The sequence below is a fragment of the Pseudomonas sp. SDO5522_S412 genome (assembly GCF_054071215.1).
The window spans coordinates 56,422-73,393 of record NZ_JBSVWQ010000005.1 but is presented as its reverse complement, the minus strand read 5'-3'; the positions used below and the strand labels follow the sequence as shown (position 1 = coordinate 73,393).

General features: G+C 58.2%; 21 protein-coding genes and 1 pseudogene. All 22 read right to left on the bottom strand.

Annotation, left to right across the window (positions count from 1 at the left end; translation table 11 throughout):
- Positions 1 to 342: 342 nt before the first annotated feature.
- The 22 genes and pseudogenes from ACW9I6_RS02670 to ACW9I6_RS02565 all read right to left on the bottom strand — a co-directional run bounded on the left by ACW9I6_RS02670 (position 343) and on the right by ACW9I6_RS02565 (position 16,946).
- On the bottom strand, positions 343 to 1,698 hold the full coding sequence (locus tag ACW9I6_RS02670) for a hypothetical protein (protein ID WP_457338836.1): 1,356 nt from the start codon (positions 1,696 to 1,698) through the stop codon (positions 343 to 345).
- A gap of 50 nt (positions 1,699 to 1,748) precedes the next feature.
- Positions 1,749 to 3,008, bottom strand: a complete 1,260-nt coding sequence (locus tag ACW9I6_RS02665) for a phage late control D family protein (RefSeq protein ID WP_457338835.1) — start codon at positions 3,006 to 3,008, stop codon at positions 1,749 to 1,751.
- A complete protein-coding gene (locus tag ACW9I6_RS02660; protein WP_457338834.1) occupies positions 3,005 to 3,445 on the bottom strand; it encodes a phage tail protein in 441 nt (146 codons plus the stop codon). Before ACW9I6_RS02660 ends, ACW9I6_RS02665 begins: the two co-directional genes overlap by 4 nt.
- 5 nt (positions 3,446 to 3,450) lie before the next feature.
- Positions 3,451 to 6,072, bottom strand: a complete 2,622-nt coding sequence (locus ACW9I6_RS02655) for a phage tail tape measure protein (protein WP_457338833.1) — start codon at positions 6,070 to 6,072, stop codon at positions 3,451 to 3,453.
- On the bottom strand, positions 6,062 to 6,181 hold the full coding sequence (locus tag ACW9I6_RS02650) for a GpE family phage tail protein (protein WP_017477242.1): 120 nt from the start codon (positions 6,179 to 6,181) through the stop codon (positions 6,062 to 6,064). The genes ACW9I6_RS02655 and ACW9I6_RS02650 overlap by 11 nt, the downstream gene beginning before the upstream one ends.
- A gap of 8 nt (positions 6,182 to 6,189) precedes the next feature.
- Positions 6,190 to 6,525, bottom strand: coding sequence for a phage tail assembly protein (locus ACW9I6_RS02645; protein ID WP_457338832.1), 336 nt, complete (start codon positions 6,523 to 6,525; stop codon positions 6,190 to 6,192).
- Positions 6,526 to 6,571: 46 nt separating this feature from the next.
- A complete protein-coding gene (locus ACW9I6_RS02640; RefSeq protein ID WP_017477244.1) occupies positions 6,572 to 7,087 on the bottom strand; it encodes a phage major tail tube protein in 516 nt (171 codons plus the stop codon).
- Positions 7,088 to 7,144: 57 nt separating this feature from the next.
- A complete protein-coding gene (locus ACW9I6_RS02635; RefSeq protein ID WP_457338831.1) occupies positions 7,145 to 8,320 on the bottom strand; it encodes a phage tail sheath protein in 1,176 nt (391 codons plus the stop codon).
- Between the two features lie 110 nt (positions 8,321 to 8,430).
- Positions 8,431 to 9,030 carry a phage tail assembly chaperone gene (locus ACW9I6_RS02630; protein ID WP_457338830.1) on the bottom strand — a complete coding sequence of 200 codons (600 nt, stop codon included), beginning with the start codon at positions 9,028 to 9,030 and terminating at the stop codon, positions 8,431 to 8,433.
- An 8-nt stretch (positions 9,031 to 9,038) separates the two neighbouring features.
- The gene (locus ACW9I6_RS02625; protein WP_457338829.1) at positions 9,039 to 11,000 is read right to left on the bottom strand and encodes a phage tail-collar fiber domain-containing protein; all 1,962 of its coding nucleotides are present in this window, start codon (positions 10,998 to 11,000) and stop codon (positions 9,039 to 9,041) included.
- Positions 10,997 to 11,614 carry a phage tail protein I gene (locus ACW9I6_RS02620; RefSeq protein WP_096143597.1) on the bottom strand — a complete coding sequence of 206 codons (618 nt, stop codon included), beginning with the start codon at positions 11,612 to 11,614 and terminating at the stop codon, positions 10,997 to 10,999. The genes ACW9I6_RS02625 and ACW9I6_RS02620 overlap by 4 nt, the downstream gene beginning before the upstream one ends.
- Positions 11,614 to 12,525: a baseplate J/gp47 family protein gene (locus ACW9I6_RS02615; RefSeq protein ID WP_457338828.1), complete on the bottom strand. Its 912-nt coding sequence runs from the start codon at positions 12,523 to 12,525 to the stop codon at positions 11,614 to 11,616. Before ACW9I6_RS02615 ends, ACW9I6_RS02620 begins: the two co-directional genes overlap by 1 nt.
- Positions 12,522 to 12,866 carry a GPW/gp25 family protein gene (locus ACW9I6_RS02610; protein WP_457338827.1) on the bottom strand — a complete coding sequence of 115 codons (345 nt, stop codon included), beginning with the start codon at positions 12,864 to 12,866 and terminating at the stop codon, positions 12,522 to 12,524. The genes ACW9I6_RS02615 and ACW9I6_RS02610 overlap by 4 nt, the downstream gene beginning before the upstream one ends.
- Entirely contained in the window at positions 12,863 to 13,435 is a 573-nt protein-coding gene (locus tag ACW9I6_RS02605; RefSeq protein ID WP_457338826.1) for a phage baseplate assembly protein V, read from the bottom strand. The genes ACW9I6_RS02610 and ACW9I6_RS02605 overlap by 4 nt, the downstream gene beginning before the upstream one ends.
- Positions 13,436 to 13,515: 80 nt before the next feature.
- Positions 13,516 to 14,070 carry a hypothetical protein gene (locus ACW9I6_RS02600; RefSeq protein WP_457338825.1) on the bottom strand — a complete coding sequence of 185 codons (555 nt, stop codon included), beginning with the start codon at positions 14,068 to 14,070 and terminating at the stop codon, positions 13,516 to 13,518.
- 46 nt (positions 14,071 to 14,116) lie between these two features.
- Positions 14,117 to 14,575: a phage virion morphogenesis protein gene (locus tag ACW9I6_RS02595; RefSeq protein WP_457338824.1), complete on the bottom strand. Its 459-nt coding sequence runs from the start codon at positions 14,573 to 14,575 to the stop codon at positions 14,117 to 14,119.
- Positions 14,565 to 15,047, bottom strand: coding sequence for a phage tail protein (locus ACW9I6_RS02590; protein WP_457338823.1), 483 nt, complete (start codon positions 15,045 to 15,047; stop codon positions 14,565 to 14,567). Before ACW9I6_RS02590 ends, ACW9I6_RS02595 begins: the two co-directional genes overlap by 11 nt.
- Positions 15,044 to 15,229, bottom strand: a pseudogene (gene lysC, locus ACW9I6_RS02585) (Rz1-like lysis system protein LysC); the annotation flags it as partial. The pseudogene lysC and the gene ACW9I6_RS02590, both read right to left, overlap by 4 nt.
- Positions 15,144 to 15,587, bottom strand: a complete 444-nt coding sequence (gene lysB / locus ACW9I6_RS02580; RefSeq protein WP_457338822.1) for an Rz-like lysis system protein LysB — start codon at positions 15,585 to 15,587, stop codon at positions 15,144 to 15,146. The pseudogene lysC and the gene lysB, both read right to left, overlap by 86 nt.
- A complete protein-coding gene (locus tag ACW9I6_RS02575) occupies positions 15,584 to 15,787 on the bottom strand; it encodes a hypothetical protein (protein WP_177026840.1) in 204 nt (67 codons plus the stop codon). Before ACW9I6_RS02575 ends, lysB begins: the two co-directional genes overlap by 4 nt.
- Positions 15,784 to 16,626 carry an N-acetylmuramidase domain-containing protein gene (locus ACW9I6_RS02570; protein ID WP_457338821.1) on the bottom strand — a complete coding sequence of 281 codons (843 nt, stop codon included), beginning with the start codon at positions 16,624 to 16,626 and terminating at the stop codon, positions 15,784 to 15,786. The genes ACW9I6_RS02575 and ACW9I6_RS02570 overlap by 4 nt, the downstream gene beginning before the upstream one ends.
- A complete protein-coding gene (locus ACW9I6_RS02565; protein WP_017477258.1) occupies positions 16,623 to 16,946 on the bottom strand; it encodes a phage holin, lambda family in 324 nt (107 codons plus the stop codon). The genes ACW9I6_RS02570 and ACW9I6_RS02565 overlap by 4 nt, the downstream gene beginning before the upstream one ends.
- Positions 16,947 to 16,972: the final 26 nt, after the last annotated feature.

Genomic DNA, 16,972 nt, shown 5'->3' with positions numbered 1-16,972 from the left:
GATCTTTTGTCCAAAAAGTCCTTCATAGACCGGTGACACACCCCACAGGCGCTGAAAATCCCTTGCTCCTCCGGGTGCTTCGGTTGGCATCTAGGTTGGTGCCGGGCACCTGGATGTGTTGAAGGGAGTGAAACATGTCGGCGAGCCATGAGGTGAAGAGGCAGCAGTTAGAAAACGTTGATTTTGAAAGTTTGAATCAGCGTGAGAGGCTGGCTTTGCATATGTTCAGACAACTTGATCTGCAGCGGCAAATGGATATCTTACGGTTCATTGAAGTGCTATTGAACGAAAAGTGATTGACGAGCCCGGCGATTGCCGGGTTTTCTCTATTACTATATTTTGTTATATCTGTTTTTCTGATACTGCAGAATCATCATTTACTGCGTCCTGAACTGGTTGGGCAGGAGACTCTTTAAAGGTGGTCACGGGTCGGTAAGTAAAACTATCGGTCAAGTCTTTAGCCATATGGCTCTTAAGTACTTCAATCTTGAGTGCGTTTTGTTCCTGAAATTTCTCATGATCTGTAATGTTTAAATTTTTAGCGGAAGAGTGTACTGTTTCGCGTGCGACAACTAGTAATTTTGCAAGAGTAAGGCGGTCGCCATGAATTTTAAATATTTTTTGAATCATTGCGCTTGATATCTTCCAGCAATAAAATATTGCCAGTCCAAAGATTGCAGCGAAAGGGATTCTCAATATGAATGCTGCGAATATGTCGGAGGGGGATTGATATGACGCATTAAGCAGATTGCTGGCGCCTATATATATTTGGTATATGGCAAAGAAGATAGTTAATAGCGGAATCGTTAGGAGGGCTGAGTATACTTTGGCCTGTGACTTTCCTTCCTTGACATATGGTCCATACTCGTCCGAAATCAAATTTTTGTCAGATGTTAGTTTTTTTAACTCACCATCCATTGTGGATATTTTTTTGTTGAGCTCTTCAGCCGTTTCGGTGAGTTGAGAAACATTGTTGAATGCTAATGTTTTGCGCTCCTCGAAGTGGTTGGCGTCGAGTTTTATTTTTTGTAATTTTGAATTTTCTTCTGCGTTTTTAGCTTTGGTTGCGATTACTGAGGACTCTAGCTCACTTAATTCAGCTTGGTATTCCGCAATATTGGATACAAGCTCCGTAGTTTTGTTTTTTAGTTGTTCTGTTTTTTCAAGTGCTTCTAGATGCTCTTTCGTAAATTGTTCTTTGAATGAATCGAATGTGTCTCTTGCGTTTATTACGTATTCTATGTCTTTGGAGAGGCTTGTTAGTTGTGATGAATCTGTGCCGTACACATTGATTTTGGTTAGGAGTGGTTTTGAAATAATTGCATTGCTATATATTTCGAACCACTCACAGAATTTACGGACAAAGCCAAATGCGAAAGTTGCGTCTTTAGAAGAGGTGAGTTTTAGTGTGAATGAGGGTTCGTTGATTGGCTTGATTATGATTGTTAAATTTGAAACTAATTTCTGGGCGGCACCATTAAAAGACAGATATTCAAGGTAGAATAGTCCGTTAGGTGTAAAACGTTTAGCCGCTCCAGTGACTTTTACGGGTTTAGTGGTTGCTCCTGACTCACTGAGAAGTGTCTGACATTGAGTAGTGGTTTTCCAGAATGAATTCTTAACTCCGTCAAGTTTGGGCAGTTTTGTCTCAAGTTCATCTAGTTTTGCGTTTAGTTCTTCAGATGTGATAGCGCTCATTGCCGGCTCCTTGATCAATCCAACAAAGATAGCAGAATGATGGCTTTGCGCTACGTTGACATTCGTTTGTATTCTCGGTCCACAGCTCGCTTCGCCGTCTTCTCTGTGGCATACAACCACCGCAACCGCTTCGGCTTCGCCTGATCCCCCGCCGTTATCGCCTTTTCCTTCCCTGTTTTGCTATCTCGGTAGTACGCCATGATCCCCGTGTAATCGCCCTCGTTCTCTTCTGCCAGGTCTTCAACGTTGTTTTCCGGCAGTTTGCTTTCCAGCTCCAGGCTCACCGTATAACCACCGTCGGCAGTAATACTGTGCTGCAAGTTGCCCCCATACCAGATGATCTCGTCGATTTCCGCCTTCACTCCCTGGAGCGTATAGGTCAGTTCAGGGATCAGGTCCGGCCGCCCCATGGCCAGGGTGTAATTAAGCGTGGCACTGCCGCGCTGCAGGCGCCGGAACTCCGCGCGGGCGGCGCGCAGGGCTGACCGCTGGTCGCTGTAAGTGTGGCGCAGGTCTTTGAGGTTTTCGCCGCCGCCGGCAATGGCTTCCTGTTTCTTGGCGCTGTTCACGTCGTAGTAGTACGCACGCACGCCGTCGTAGCTGTCACGGTCGGCTTGAAGATACCGATGCTGGTCGCCGTCGGCGCGGGTGAGGGTGATGTGCGGCAGGTCCAGGCCGCTGGCCGTCTTGCCGCCACCCGCCGGCAGGCAAAGTAGGCAACCCGCTTTCACGCTGGCCACCGCGTCGAACTCCTCGCCCAGGCGGCTGATCAGGTTGGCGTCGGACTCGTTGGCCTGGTCGAGCTGCAGGATGGGCAACCCGTCGAGAGCGCCTGCGATGGTCGCGGTCAGACCGTTGCCGATGGCGATATCACCCAGGACGTCGCCGAGGGTGGTGTTGCTCCAGCTACGCTCCCGTTTGGTTTTCAGGCCCTTGCGCAGGTCTGCCGATCGAGCACGGATGCTGAGTACGTCCGGCGCGCCGCTGTGTTCGGTTTCGTCGACAGTGTAGGTGCCTTTGTCCACCAGGCCGGTATCGCTCCAACCCAGCCACAACCGCAATACCGCACCTTTGGGCGGAATCGACAGCAGGCCATCGTGGTCGCTGAGGGTGATGCTCAATTGGTCGGCCTCGACGCCGCGATTGTCGGTCAGATCCAGGCTCATCAGGCGAGGGCTGATCAGTTGGGCGATGTCCAGACCGTCGACGGTGAGCCGGAAGGCGGGCACGGGATAGGCCGCGTCGCGGACGTAGCACTCAGCGGTACTGCGCACGTAGCCGGTGACCTTGGAAATGATGGCGTCGATCACGGCAGGCCTCGCAAGATGTTGACGCCAATGCTGGTGCCGGCGCCGAGCAAATCGATTCGGTCGTCGTCGATGCGCTTGAGGCTCAGGGTGAATTCAATGCGCCGTGGGGTGCCGTCTCTGAAAAAGATGGTCTTGTTCTCGCTCAGGCTCTCTATCACCCACAGGCCGTATATCCGCCCGGTGCCTTCGACCATGGGCCATGCCTTGCCGGTATTCGCCATCAGACGTATCGCGTCGAGGCTCAGGGCGCTACCAGCCAGCTCGGGCAAGATGATGCCGGGGAGGGTGATGGCATCGTCGCCACGGCCGAGGAACTGGCGCGCGGGCGCCGCGCTGATCCGGCTGTTGCTGGCATGGCGCCAATCGGATTGGCGCTGCAGCTCCTGGTAGGCGGCAGTGGATAGGCTGAACACGAACATGCCGAGGGCCATCATCATGGTGGTTATTCCAGGTCAGAAAGTTTGCTGCGCTGACGCGCTTTCTTTTCGTTTTCGATGCGGGCCATCAGTGCACGCACGCTCTTTTCCAAACTTTGCATGTCCGTGCCAGGCCCCGCCGTGATGGTGAATTCGTAGGTGTCGTGGCTGTCGTAGACTGCTGCTGCGGGCGCGCTGTTGATCGGTGGCGCAGTGTCCACGGAAAACGCCGGCATGGCGGTTGTGCTCAGTGCCTGGGTGCCCGCCGCTGTCATCTGCTTGCTCATGCTGGTCAGGGCGTCCAGTGGGCCTTTCTGTCCACCTTCCAGACCCTGTGTCAGGCCTGCCATGGTGAACCCTCCCAGTTCTGCGAACACCCGCGACGGGCTGTGGATGCCGAGCTTTTCCTTGAACCAACCAATACTGGCGTCGCCGATTGAGCTGATGGCCGTTTTGACGCTGCCAAGCCCAGCCATCAGCCCGGTGACCAGGCCATTGACGATCATGTTGCCGAATTCGGTGAACCGGTTTGGTAGATCCACGCCCAGGTAACTCAATACTCCAGCGAACGCCTGGTAAATGAGGCCGATGGGGCTGAAGTTGGTGAGGGTATTGATGATGCTGATGATCCCGCCGTCGAACCCCGATTTGATTTCGGTCCAGGCGTTGGCGAAGTAGGTTTTTACCGCGTCCCAGTTCTTGTAGATCAGGTACGCGCCGCCGGCCAGTGCAGCGACAACAGCAGCGATGACCAGGACAATCGGGTTAGCGGAAAGCCCCCACAACGCTATGCCAACCGTACGAAGTGCGGTCACCAGGGGACCAATCAAAATCCCGCCCAGCGTTCGCAGAACCGTGCCGAACACCTTGAAAATACCGATGATGCCGGGCAGGCGAACACCGAACATGGCCAGGCCGAAGCGTAGGAACAGGAACGGCCCCAAGATGCCGGCGAGTGTGAGGGCGAGCCCGCCGAAAACCGCTGACAACACCGCCACACTGGCTACGATCTTCAGCAAGGTCGCCGTCAACGTCGGGTTGGCTTTGACCCAGGCATTGACCTTGTCCAGCACACCGCCGATGGCATCCATGACGTCGACCATGGTCGACCGGACGGCCTCACCTGCGCCGCTTTTGGTGTTGAACAACTTGTTCTGCAGCACCTGCCAGCGGCCCTCGATCGCATCTGCGCGGATATCCATTTCGCGCTGCATTGAGCCATTGGCTGCGGCGTCATTCACCAGGTCGAGCTGACGTTTCAGTTCGTCCAGGTTGTTGACCAGCTTGCCGGCGTCCTTGCCGAATTCTTTGCCGAATATCCGCGTTGACGCTTCTGTCTGTTGCTCAGGCGACAGCTTTTTGATCCGCTCAAGGACACCCATCATTGTGCCCATGGCGTCCTTGCTCATTCCGCTCTGCACAGCCTTTGAGTCAAGGCCGACCATGGCCATGCCTTCCTGGAACTTCTTGCTCTGCATGGTGGCTATGGAAAGCTCACGGACCATCGCCCTGGAAGCGCTCGCGGCGACTTCTGGTGCCGAACCCAGCGACAGGAACGTACTGCCCAACGCTGCCGCCTTGCGGTAGTCGAGCTTGTCGGCTACGTCGCTCATGCGGGTCAGCGTTTCAATGATGTCGCCACCCTTGGAACGGGTGTTGTCGTCCAGGTAGTTGAGTGCATCACCCAACTCGGAGATGTTCTTGATCGGTACCTTGTACAAGCCGGCGATCCGGCCCATGTCCTCGCCCACCTGTTCCGCTGGCAGATCGAACGCCACGGCGGCAGTGGCCGATACCTTTGCCATGGTCAAAAGGTTTTCTTTGCCCTGAATACCGGCCCGGGCCTGCGCTTCGACTAGGGCTGCGAACTCGGTGGTGGCAATAGGCATTTCGTTGCTGGCCGCTTTGATCGCGTCCGCAAATTCGTAATAGGTGGCGGTGAGTTTGCCGTTGTCGTCCCGCGCGCCGTCGACCTGCTTGGCTACGCCCATCATGGCGGTTTCGAAGTCGACGTATTCCTTTACCACGCCGATGACTGGGCGGCTGGCTGCGTACGCAACGCCCAAGCTGGAGCCCCCGGCCACGGCTGCGTTGCCCGCGAACTGCTTGCCCTTGTCGTAGCTGCCCCGGGCCATGGCCGCGCGCTTGTGCTGGGCGCTCAACTCCGCCATGCGCTTGCCTTGCGTGCTGATGCTGGCGTTGGTGGCTGTAATCTGCTCGCGCAGCTGGCGTTCGTGGGCCACCAGATTTTTAGTGCTGATGCCGGCGTCATTGAGCTTTGACCGCAGGCCTTGCAGTTGAACGCTCTGCTGCTGGTGTTGCTGCTTGAGCTTTGTGGCCTCGCGTACCGCTGACTGAAACTCGCGCGTCATTGCCCTGGTCGGCGCGCCGGTCGCGGCAAACTGCTGGCTGAGGGCTTTGACTTTATCGCGTGCGGCGGTGAGCGCGGTGCCGGTCTGATCGGCGGCGGCACGCTGAGCGCGCCAGGCGCTGACGTCTTTCTGCTGAGTGTTGAGTTCTTTCAGGCGGTCGCGTGCAGCCTTAAGCGCGCGGGCGGTCTCAAGGCTGCCGTTGTTGATTTGCTTCAACGGGCGGGTGGCTTTGTCGATGGCATCCAGCACCACCTGTAGCCGCAGATCATTTGCCATCGGTGGAACTCCGCACCCTGGCGCGCTCGCGCCAGTCCATCAGTTCTTGCAGGCCCAACTGATCCATGTCAGCCGGTGCCCAGTGAAAAACCACGGCCAGATCGGCCATGGCCTCCTCTACGCAACGAGGGATGCATCCGTCTTCGTCGATTTCTGTAGCAAAAAACCGGTGATCTTCGTGCTGAGCGCGACCAGGTCGGCGGGGTCCATGGACGTGACTTCAACGGTGGTGAGGGTTGGCGAGCTGATGCGCGGTAACACCTTGATCAAGCTGTTGACGTCCATCTGCAGCAACTCGGCCAGGCTCACGCCGCGCAGCTCGCCCGAGTTGGGTTTGCGCAGGGTGATGCTCTCGATGGTGCTGGTGCCACGGCGGATCGGAGTGTCGAGGATGACGGTATTGTCGTCGGCCAGCTGGTGCACGTCGGTTTGTTCTGTATTTAAAGTTTCCATGGGAAAGCTCCTGGTGATGAAGGTATGCGGTTAGCGATTGAAGGGGTCAGAGGCCGATGGCCTTGCGCTGTTTTTCCAGCATGTCCACACCGCCGACCTTCTCGATGAAGTTGAGCAGGTCGATTTCGATGATGTCTTCGTTGTCGACAGTCAGCTTGTAGTAGGTGCATGTGGTGGTGATGGAGTGCTCGGTGTCTTCACCTGGCTGGGCATCGCCCATTTCGATAGTCTCGTGACGACCGCGCACGGAGATCTCCACAGCGCTGACTTCTCCGGTGTCGTCCTGCTCAAATGCACCTGAGAAGCGCAAAGCAATGCCCGAAGCGTTCACCGCAGCGAACTGCTTAAGAACGATCAGATCGAGGCCGCCGAGCTTCCATTCCAGCTGGATGCCGTCGTCGGAGAAGCCAAGGTCGGACTTCACCGGGCCGTTCATGCCACCGCCGCGATAGGCTTCCATCTTGCGGCCCAGCGCGGGGAGGGTGACGGTCTTGGCTTTGCCGGTATAGCTGCCACCGTCGTTAAACAGGTTCATGTTTTTGAGTTTGTGGGGCAGGGCCATGGCGGTGTTCTCCGGGGTTATGGCACGGGGTTAACTCCCCTAGCGGGGAGGCCCGGTTTAAGCGTTGACGGCAGCAGCGAACTGCATCAGGTAGCTGTCGGTGATGCGCTGGCGTAGGGTGAGGTCTTCCAAAGGCGGAACTGGCGTGTAGTCGTAATCGATCGTCAGCTTGCCGGCCTTGAGGGTGTCCTTGTCGTTGACATCTTCCGGGTACCAGGCGCTGCCGCCGATCAGGTAGCCCTGGGAAACTAACTCGCGGAACTTGGCGTTGATCCCGTTGATGATGTCTCTGACCAGGGAAGCGTGCATGGGCTTGTCCACGGCCCACATGTGCGCCTCGGCCATGGTGTCGGCTAGGATCTGCGCGGTACGGGTGTAGTTTTCAAAGGCGAACAGTGGGTCGTCGCTGCACGTACGGCTACCCCAGAAGCGGAAGCCGCCCTCGTTGATCAGGGTGGTGACCTCGTTGCTGTTGAGGTAGTTGGCATCGGTAGCGGGGTTTTGCAGATCCCAGAACACGTCGGCGCTGATGCCGGTAACACCGTTGACGGCGACGTTGGAAAGGGTCTTGTGCCAGCCGGTTTCCTGATCGATTTTCGCCCGCAGGCCCAGGGCACGGGCCACAGCTGAAGCGGTAACTGTTTTGTTGGTGACGGTGTCCCAGCTTTGGAACTCCGGCCAGATCACCATGACTTCGCGGGCGCCGAAGTTCGCGCGGTAAGCGACCACCTCTTCCTTGGTTTTGCAGCCCCAGGCACTGACGTACGCAAAGGCGCGCAGGTCTTGGGCGACTGACACCAGGGCGGTGGCCACCGGCAAACTGTCGAGGCCTGGCACCCCGAGAATGCGCGGCGTCATGCCCACTCGGGCCTTGGCGGCGAGCAGAGCCTTCATGCCGGTGTACTTACCGTCAGGGGTAGTGGTGCCGATCAAGGCACTGGTAGTGGTCGCTTCGTCGGCGCCTTCCTTGACCCGCACCACGATGGTGTAGGGCTTGGTCTGGTCGCCGATGGCTTTCAGGCTGGATGCCAGGGTGCCTTTGACGCCAGCTTTGCCGATGGCGGCTTGCACGCTAGTCAGCAGGACGGGCGTGTCCAGTGGGAACATAAGCGGGTCCGCATCCTCAGCCGTACAAACCAGGCCGATGACTGCGGTAGCAATGGTGCGAATGGGGCGGGTGCCATCGTTGAGTTCGATGACCCGCACGCCGTGGAGATAGTCTGAACCGGCCATGGGTGGTTGCCTGCGCTGTGATGGAATGACAGTGCACAGGCTGCCGCGCGCGCGCCGGTTGGGCGAGCGCGCGGACTTGTAGGAGGGGGCATTACAGGTTTATGGAGGGGTTATTGCGATTGTTCGGCGATCCAGATGGGGGCTGTGGGGCGCGAATCCAGAACCGGAAACTCTGCGGCCTGCGGCCAATCGCGAAGGGCTTGGATGTACACCAGCAACTCCCGAAACTGAACCGAAGAAAGGGACGGGACCGCCCCGATTTCCTGCTGATCCCGATGACGTTCCCGCAACCATTTGACCGACTCGATCTCGGAGTCGCGCCACGACCGCTCTGCCGCGATAAGCCCTGCTTGAGCCAGGGCATCGTCGTAGGTCCATTCGTTCCCATCCCAGCGGTAACCTGGTCCAGGGTACGGCGACGTGGTGAGGTTGTCCGGCAGCTGTCCAAAATCTTCCCACGGCAGTGCCGCACCTGTTTCGACCTGGTAAACCATTCCTCTGTGATCTGGTACCAGGCTCCACACCTGATCAGCGCCAGGTGTGTGAACGATAGCGAACCCGGCCTTTGGTTTTGGCGGGACATCGGCAAAAGCCATGGCGGGAATGAGCCACTTCCCTTCGTCCAGCGGGTCGGGATCAGCCTGGGTAGGGCCGGTGTATTCGCCGGTGAGCGGGTGGGCTTGGTAGACCATCAGCGTGGATTCAGACATGGGGCACCTCAGTATTTGATACAAATTAGTCGAGCGGTACTACGCGGCCGGGCCTCGCTTTCGCCAGATGATGCGGTTTCGTACATCACTTGACCTCCAGGGCTTACCCCCGCATAGCCAGTGGCGCTTAGACCATAATTGGTGTTGTGCTGTGCGCCGTAGGAGTGGGTGTGAGCTTTGTTTTGTGATGGCTTCCAACTGCCCACAACTCGCCCAGGATCAATGCCACGCCCCTCATCAGAACCGACGATAAATTCACTTCGGGAGTCGGGTAGATTGAAAGTCGTACTGCCATCGCCTGCACCGTAATAGGTGCCGATCACCGCGAACAGGTTGGCATAGACGGTGCGCGATACTGCCGCTCCGTTTTCCTTGAGAAAGCCCACGGGCACGGTCGATGCGGCGAAAGCGATCGACGTCCCAGTTGGCAAAATCGCGTTGGGATCCAGATTGCCGGTGTGCCAAAGCTTGCGCGTGTTGCCCCATACACCGTTCGCCCGGCAGCCACGGACTAGAATTTCAGGCTCCACCTGCCCCTGGCGGAAGCCGATCTGCGCTGAGTAGCCGGTATCGCCATAGGGAATGTTGATCAACCCGACGTAGTTCGCAAAGCTGGTGTTGCCGTCGCCGTAGTAGTAGAAGCCGCTCGATAACCCAACCGTATCAATTGGCCGTGCCGGGGCCACATTGGTGCCGAGGCCGAACTGGCCGACCGCGATGGCATCACCAATGCCATACCCAGCCAGCGTCGAAGCTTTTGCGGCCTTGCCGTTGAGCGCAGTGAGGATGGTGGTGGAAAAGTTCGGATCGTTCCCCAGCGCTGTAGCGAGTTCCTTGAGCGTGTCGAGCGCCCCTGGCGCGCCATCCATCACCGCCGTGATCGCATCTTGCACAGCCTTCTGAACGAAGGCCGCGTTGGCGATCAATTTATTGTTGGACCCGGCCGGCGCTGTCGGCGCTTCCGGCTGCCCTGTAAGGATGGGACTAGCCAGCGGGGCTTTCAGGCTCAACGCACTGTCGACCTGGGTTGTGGTGTAGGCATTGGTGATGCCGTACCCAGCAAGCGTAGTGGACTTGTCGGACTTCGTTGATGGGTTGAAGTTGCCGGTGTGCCAGAGTTCGCGGGTGGCCGTCCAAACATTCGGAGCCTTGCAGCCGCGCACCAGCAGCCTGGGCTCTGTATTGCCTTGCTCGAATCCGATCTGGCCGGCGTAGTTTTCAGTGCCGTAGGGGATGTTGACCAGCCCCACGTTGTTGCTGAAACCAGTGGTGCCATTGAGGTAGCAATAAAACCCGCCGGGCAAGCCGATGGTGTCGATCGGCACCTGCGGTGCGCTTCGACCACCCAATCCGTGCTGGCCGATGAACAGGCCGTCAGTGATGCCGAAGCCACCAAGCGTGGTGGGGTTCCGGCCCGACTGTACCACCCCCCGCTTGTCTGTCGTCACCTGAAAGTAGGTGCCGGGGGTCTTGTTTGGTGGAAGTACCCGATCGAAGGAGAGGTCGACATACTCCCTGGTGGCCAGCACGACGGCGGGATCGATCTTCAGCACAATGTTGCCGGTGCTGGAGACGATGAGACTCATCCGCACGATGAGCGTGCGCGCCGATCCTTGGTCCATCAACGCCTTGTAACTCGGGGCACAGTTGGCAACCGCGACGAGGTCATTATCTTCGTCATACAGGCCAATCTCTCTAACCCACCAGCCACCGACGTCCGCAGGGATGATTTGCTCGGCGATGATGACAGCCGGGTTCACGGGATCAATCATGAGCTGATTCAGCGGCGCGCGACGACGTTCGTTGATCAGTTTGGTTTGGGTCGCGCTGGGCATGGGATTGGTGTCATTTGCATCACCCACCCCGAGTGCCGCGAGCTTCCAGGGAAGCCCCAACGAGTTGGCGTTTGCCAGTTTTGCGGCCCCCACGTTGGTGAGGATCGCCATAAATTGTGAGTTCTGATCGATCATGGGTACACGTCCAGGGTGTCTATGGTGTGTTCACGCCCGGCCACACCGATGTAACCAGTGACTTCAACGTCACGCTGCACGGGTGGGTAGACGTCGATTACGTCGCCTTCATAAACGGCGACACCGATGTTTAGGGCGCCTTGGGTTTCCAGGCTGATGGCTAAGCCAGTGAGGTGCCGGCTGCGGGGTTTGGCGTCATCGATCAGGAAGGTGAGTTCCTGATACATCTCTTCGGTGATGCCGGTATCCAGCACGCCGATCCGCAACTTGAATGTGCCAGGCACGCCCTCGGGCACGTCCTGCCACCACTCGACAATCTCAATCAGGTAGCCCAGCGGCTCGACCACGCGGCGTAGTGCACCGACGGTGCCTTTGCGCGAGTGGATGAAGTACGCGGCACGGATCGCCGCGCGTTTGGTGGCTTCAGACCAGGTGCTGTCCCAGCGGTCGACAGAAAACGACCAGGCCAGGTAGGGCAGAACGGCGACAGGGCAAAGGTCCGGGTTCCACAGCAGTCGCAGCGGGATAGGCACGCGCTGAATTTGGGCCAGCGCAATTGCCGCCTGGCGTTCCAGCGGGGTCGAGTTGCCCGGGAGAAGGTGCTGAGCGCCCATCACTCCACCCCGACCGATAACTGAATGTCAGTGCAGTAGGGCGCCTGGTACGGCGTAGCGACAATATCGGTCCAGTCTTCCAGCTCGACCTTGCGCACACCTTCGACGTGCAGCGCGGCGTGGATCGCGGATTCCGACACCTCCATGCCGAGCCGCCGACGCTGATGCACATAGGCACGCAGACGTTGTTCTGCGGCACTGCGGGCAGGCTCGGTTTCTGGTCCGCTGGTCAGCAGATAAAGCCTGGCTTTGACCTGGTACCGCAGGATTTGAGCAGCCTGCACGGTCAGCCGGTCAGCGACTGGCCGGCGGTTATCATCGCTGAGGTAGGTTTTGACCACCGCCAACAAATCGTTCTCTGCCGTGCCGTCGGCTGACATGCCTTGCACGGTAACCACCACCACTGCCGGCGACGGGCTTTCCGCTGTGGCGTCGGCTACGCGCCCATCGGCCGCCCGGGCGTGGAAGATATAGCTGTTGCGCGGCCCGGCGGTGCTAAGGCCTTCCCAGGCCATTTGGGTACGCTCGCGCAGGCTGTCTTCTGTTTCCATCAGTTGCGGGACGGGCGGCGATGCTTGGGGATTGCCCGCTTGAATCACCAGGCGCTTGACGTTGTAGTTCGCTGCCAGGTTCTCCAGATCGCTGCCCTTGGCGAAGGCAATCAGGTTGGCGGTCGCCGCTTCATTAACCCGTTGACGCCAGACGGTTTCGCGGTAGGCGTTTTCTTCCAGCAGCTTGGTCAGTGGCTCTGATTCCATTTCGAGGCGTGCGGCGATTTCCGGCTGCTCTTCGATCGGCCACAGGTTGATGGCGTAAGCTTTACGCTCTGCCAGGATCAACTCGTAGTCAATCTGCTCGACGATCTGCGGTGCCGGGAGCTGGCTGAGGTCTATCGCGGCGAAGGTGTTCATACACCGCCTCCCAGTTGCAGCGGGATGCTGAGGCTGAAAGACTCGTTGCTGTCGACGACACTGCCTTCCACGTCCAGCACGGACTGGCCTTGCAGATTGGCGCCGACGAACTGAATACGGCTGAGGCTGATCCGCGGTTCCCAGCGCATCAGCGCCATGACTGCACCCGAATACACCCGCAGGCGAGTGACGTCGTTGAATGGGTGGTCCACCAGCTCGGGTAGCAGGCTGCCGTATTCGCGGCGCATTACGCGGGTGCCGATGCGGGTGGTGAGGATGTCGGTCACGGACTGGGTGATGTGGTCCAGAGTGCCGATGGCGCCGCCGGTTTGTCGGTTCATTCTGGTTTCCCCGTCTTGCCGTTGCCTGGCATCACGCCGCCGTGGGGGTGCTTGACCAGGCTGATGCCGGCCGCGACCACATCTTTGGAGACAGTCACAAGGCCGACCACGTTCTGGTTGCCGGTTTGGTTGTAGTCGCCCTGGTGATTGATGGGGCCGATGATGTTGATGCCGCCCTTGCTGACGATGCTGGTGGTGCCGCTGTCGGGCAGGGTGGCATTCAGATGGTGGGCGACGCTGTCGTACTCAATCACCGCGCCGTCGGCGTAGGTGCGGCGGTGCAGGCCGGCACGGTCGCCGTTGGCGGGGATGTTGTCGCTGGGCAGACCGGTGAGGACAACGCCGTTGGCAAGCTGGCCGGATGGACTAAACAGAATCACCTGTTCGTCCAAGGTGGGTGGATCCCACTCACGGTCAGACCCAGCGCGGAGGGCCAGCCAAGGTACCCAGGCAGTGGTCAGTTCACCGGTTTTTACCTTCACGCGCGGGGGCTTCATCTGCACGGCGGCGATGACGCCAAAGCGGATGAGGTTTTCGAGCATGCGGGAGAGGGCGGCGAAGTCGTTCATGGCGCCGATGGTGGCGCCACGCGTGTGAGAGTGCAGTATTGTTAGGTTGTAGAGCTGGTAATTACAAATCAGTATTTGTTTTATTTAAATAACAGAACTACTGCGGTGATAGAGGCGATGAGTAACGATGCGGATGAAATCGCTAGAGCTAAATCAATTTTTCTCCCGAAGGCGATTATGTTGTCTCTTAGTGCGTCTATGTGCTTTGTGTTGTCGATGATGTTGCTACTTGGGAGGGCTTTGTCGTAATCACTGGAACTCTTGTCTGCGTAGTTTGCAATAATACTTCCTCCAGCTCCAGCGCAGGCAAATAACAATACCTGCATGTAAAGGTCCAGTTGTACTTTAAGATCTTCGATGTTTGGGGTTTTAGGGTCGACGATAAAGAAGTACCACTTTGTGTAAAGCACTTGGAAGAGTACTCCGTACCCGATCAGTAGCATTCCCTTTGGGAAGCGCATGGTTTTTACGTCTAAAAGTAATATAAATATCAGATATCCGCTCATCGCTCCGGTATATATGCCGATTTCAGGCGATGTTTTCTCAATGATCCAAGGTGCCATAACTGGTGTGATAAGTGCTGCTAATACAAGAAGTGCTATAACGATCCTGGCGATTATTTGTTGGGTTTTCATTGTGTTTTTTTTCGTAAAAGGGTGGAAAGTTTATCACCTGCCTCGACTAATACGACAGATGAGCCAACAGTTGATCGCGTATTATGTTTAGCTCCGCATCTGTTAAGCCGAGTATTTCGCGCTGGTCATAGCGTATCTCAGGGGCACCTCGCTCCGCGCGATCCTTCAGACCAAACTGGTGAACCCTGGCAATCCGGGCGACACGCCCGGTGAACCCAACCGTTACGGCGTTGCTATCACCACGGACCTTCAGGTATGACGCTGTCCGTAACTTCCTGAACATTGCCAGCTTGCGACGAATACGGCCCTGCTTGCCGCGCAGATTCCGCTGCTTACGCGGCGCAAACTTGCTCCCGTCCGGATTTTGCTGAGCCACCACGCGCTTCTGCTGACTACGACGCAACTCCCGCCCTATGGTCCGGGCCAGTTTGCTTCGCTCTCCTGGCTCCAACCGAGCCAGCAGCACTCCCGCCCAGTCCTCCAGTGCTTCCAAGTTACTTGCCATCAGGCACTATCCATTCGCTGGTGTTGCCCTGGGCCCCGGGCGTCCAGTTCGGATCGAGATAACCCGCCACGCGCTGAGGTTCGTTCGGGTGTTTGACGGTGGTGTTGCCCTGCTCGTCATTACCCACGACTACGCGCTCTGTCAGCCGCAGGGTAATGCTGAGGTCCACTTTGTCCTTGTCGAGGATGTCGGCCTCGAACTGGATGCCGTCTTTGACCTTGTCGAGGTTTTCCAGCAGCTCGGACTGGTTGACGCTGAGCCAGCCCAGGATCGGTAGGATCACGCTGTCGGGGTGGCCGGCGAACTCGGTAAGGATGATCTGCAGGTCAAAGCTGTATTCAAACGACAGGGTATGAGCAGCGGTGCAACGAACTCTGCCGTTGTCGATGAAGATCAGCAGGCGGTCGGGGTTGTGCTTGAATTCCGCAACGGTGGCCAGCAGGTGAGCGCGCAGGCTTTCGGGCTTGTTCATGGCTGTGCCTGCTGGTGCTTGTAGACCATGTCGACCTGGGCGGCGCAATCGGCCCAGGCAGCTTCGGTGCGTTCCTGGTCGCTCAATTGGTCACCGTTATTGCGCGGGCTGGTCGCTGGTAGTTGGCACGGCACCACGGCCGGACAGCCAGTCACGGTAAGCTGCGGCGCCGGTGAGGGCGGGGCGCTCGCGCAACCGGCGAGCAGCGTCAGGCAAAGGCTGAGCAGCCCAGTCGCGTAGTTCGGAGTTTTCACGTTTCAGGTCCTCTATGGTTCGCTCGCGTATTGCCAGGCCTTGGCGCAGTTGATCCTGTTGGATGCGCAGGGTGCTCTGGGTGTCGCGCTCCTGTTTCAAGGTGGCGGTGAGGGTGTTGGAGGTTTCCAGGTTGCGGTCAGCGTCCTTCCGGGCATCCGTGGCCTCCTTTGCTGCAAGCTTGGTCTTGTTCTCTGCGGCATTAATGCGCTGTTGCTGGCCCCAGATCACCAGCACCAGGACACCCAACAGGGCGAGGCCATAAAGGGACTGGCGCAGGACGCTCACGCGCGGTACCAGCCAAGTTTGTTCATGGCGGCGGTGTCGAACTGCTTGATCGGGCCGCGCACGATCACAGCCCTGGCGCCGTTCATCATCTGGATGGCTTCGCCCAACAACTGCATGTCGTCCTGTTCGGTCGACTCAGGTACCACCAGCAGGTCACCGTCGTGCACCCGCAGTTTTTCTACTGCGTCGAAGTCGATCATGCCGCCACCCCTTGCCCGCACTCGCAGCCCGCGTGCCGCTCGTAGGCACGCTGGAGCTTGGTGTCATAGAGATTTCGCAGATAGTCTGGTCCGTTGTAGAGCTTGGCGAACTCGGCCCATTTGCGAGCTTTCAGGGCCTTGTGTAGCGCCGGGTCGGTCTCGATGAAGCGGGTGAAGGCGTCGAACTGCTGTGATTCGCCGGCACTCACTGCCGCAACAAAGTCCTGCACGCTGGCATAGCCGAGGCGCTTCCAGTGAAAGCCCATGATCTGGAAGGCGCCCCAGGAAGCCGACTCCAAGGCGGAGGTATCATCGATCAGTCGGGCCATGGCCAGGCGTTGGTGCTCGGCGGTACCACCGATGTATCCGCCGGGCTTCGGGTTGACCAGGGCGGGGTTGGCCGTGGCGAGCTGGTCGACGTGCCGCTTGAGTTCGGCCGGGTCATCAGCTGCGTTTCGAGCCGTGGCGAGCTGGCGGTACATGATGTGGCGTTCGAACAGAATTACCGGCTTGCCGTTGTCGAGGAAGCCCTTGCCCTTGGATTCCACCTCATTGACCGCGTAGATGCTCGCCAGTGGCACGCCGAGACGTTCGGCGGCGGTTACCAGGTCGTTGTTGCGCAGCAACTGGGCGCAGTCACCACCAGCCAGGCTGGTTTGGGTCTTGTTACCGGCGATGCCATCTGTGACCAGGCCGACCTTGACCTGGTAAGCGCGGACGGCGGCCTCCGTGGCGTTGCCGTAGTCACCATCCGGTACCAGGTTGGCACCGTGCTTGTTGAGGTTTTTTTGCAGCATCAGCACTATTTGCGAGCGGTCGCCGTGGCGGAGGGTGGTCATAGTTGCTCTACCTTACGGTTGAAAAACCTTTTGGCCGCAGCTCGGGTGCCTTCAACGCCGAGCAGGCCGATTACTCCACCAAAAAATGGCGCGGTGGACGTCGGAATACCGAGCAGTGCCAAGCCATGGCTGGCGGCCAGTGCCAAGGATCCGCACAGCGGGGCCTCGACCACCATGCGGCGCAGGGTGCCGCCGCCGTACATGATCCGCAGCGCGGCGATGATCAGGGCGAGGACTCCGGCGTAGAGCGTCGGCCAGTTCTGTTCGAGCCAGGCGGCGAGCCAGGCCCAGGTGTCGGGACGGTCAGGCATGCGCTTCATTCCGTTGTCCAGGGTTGGTGGGTTCA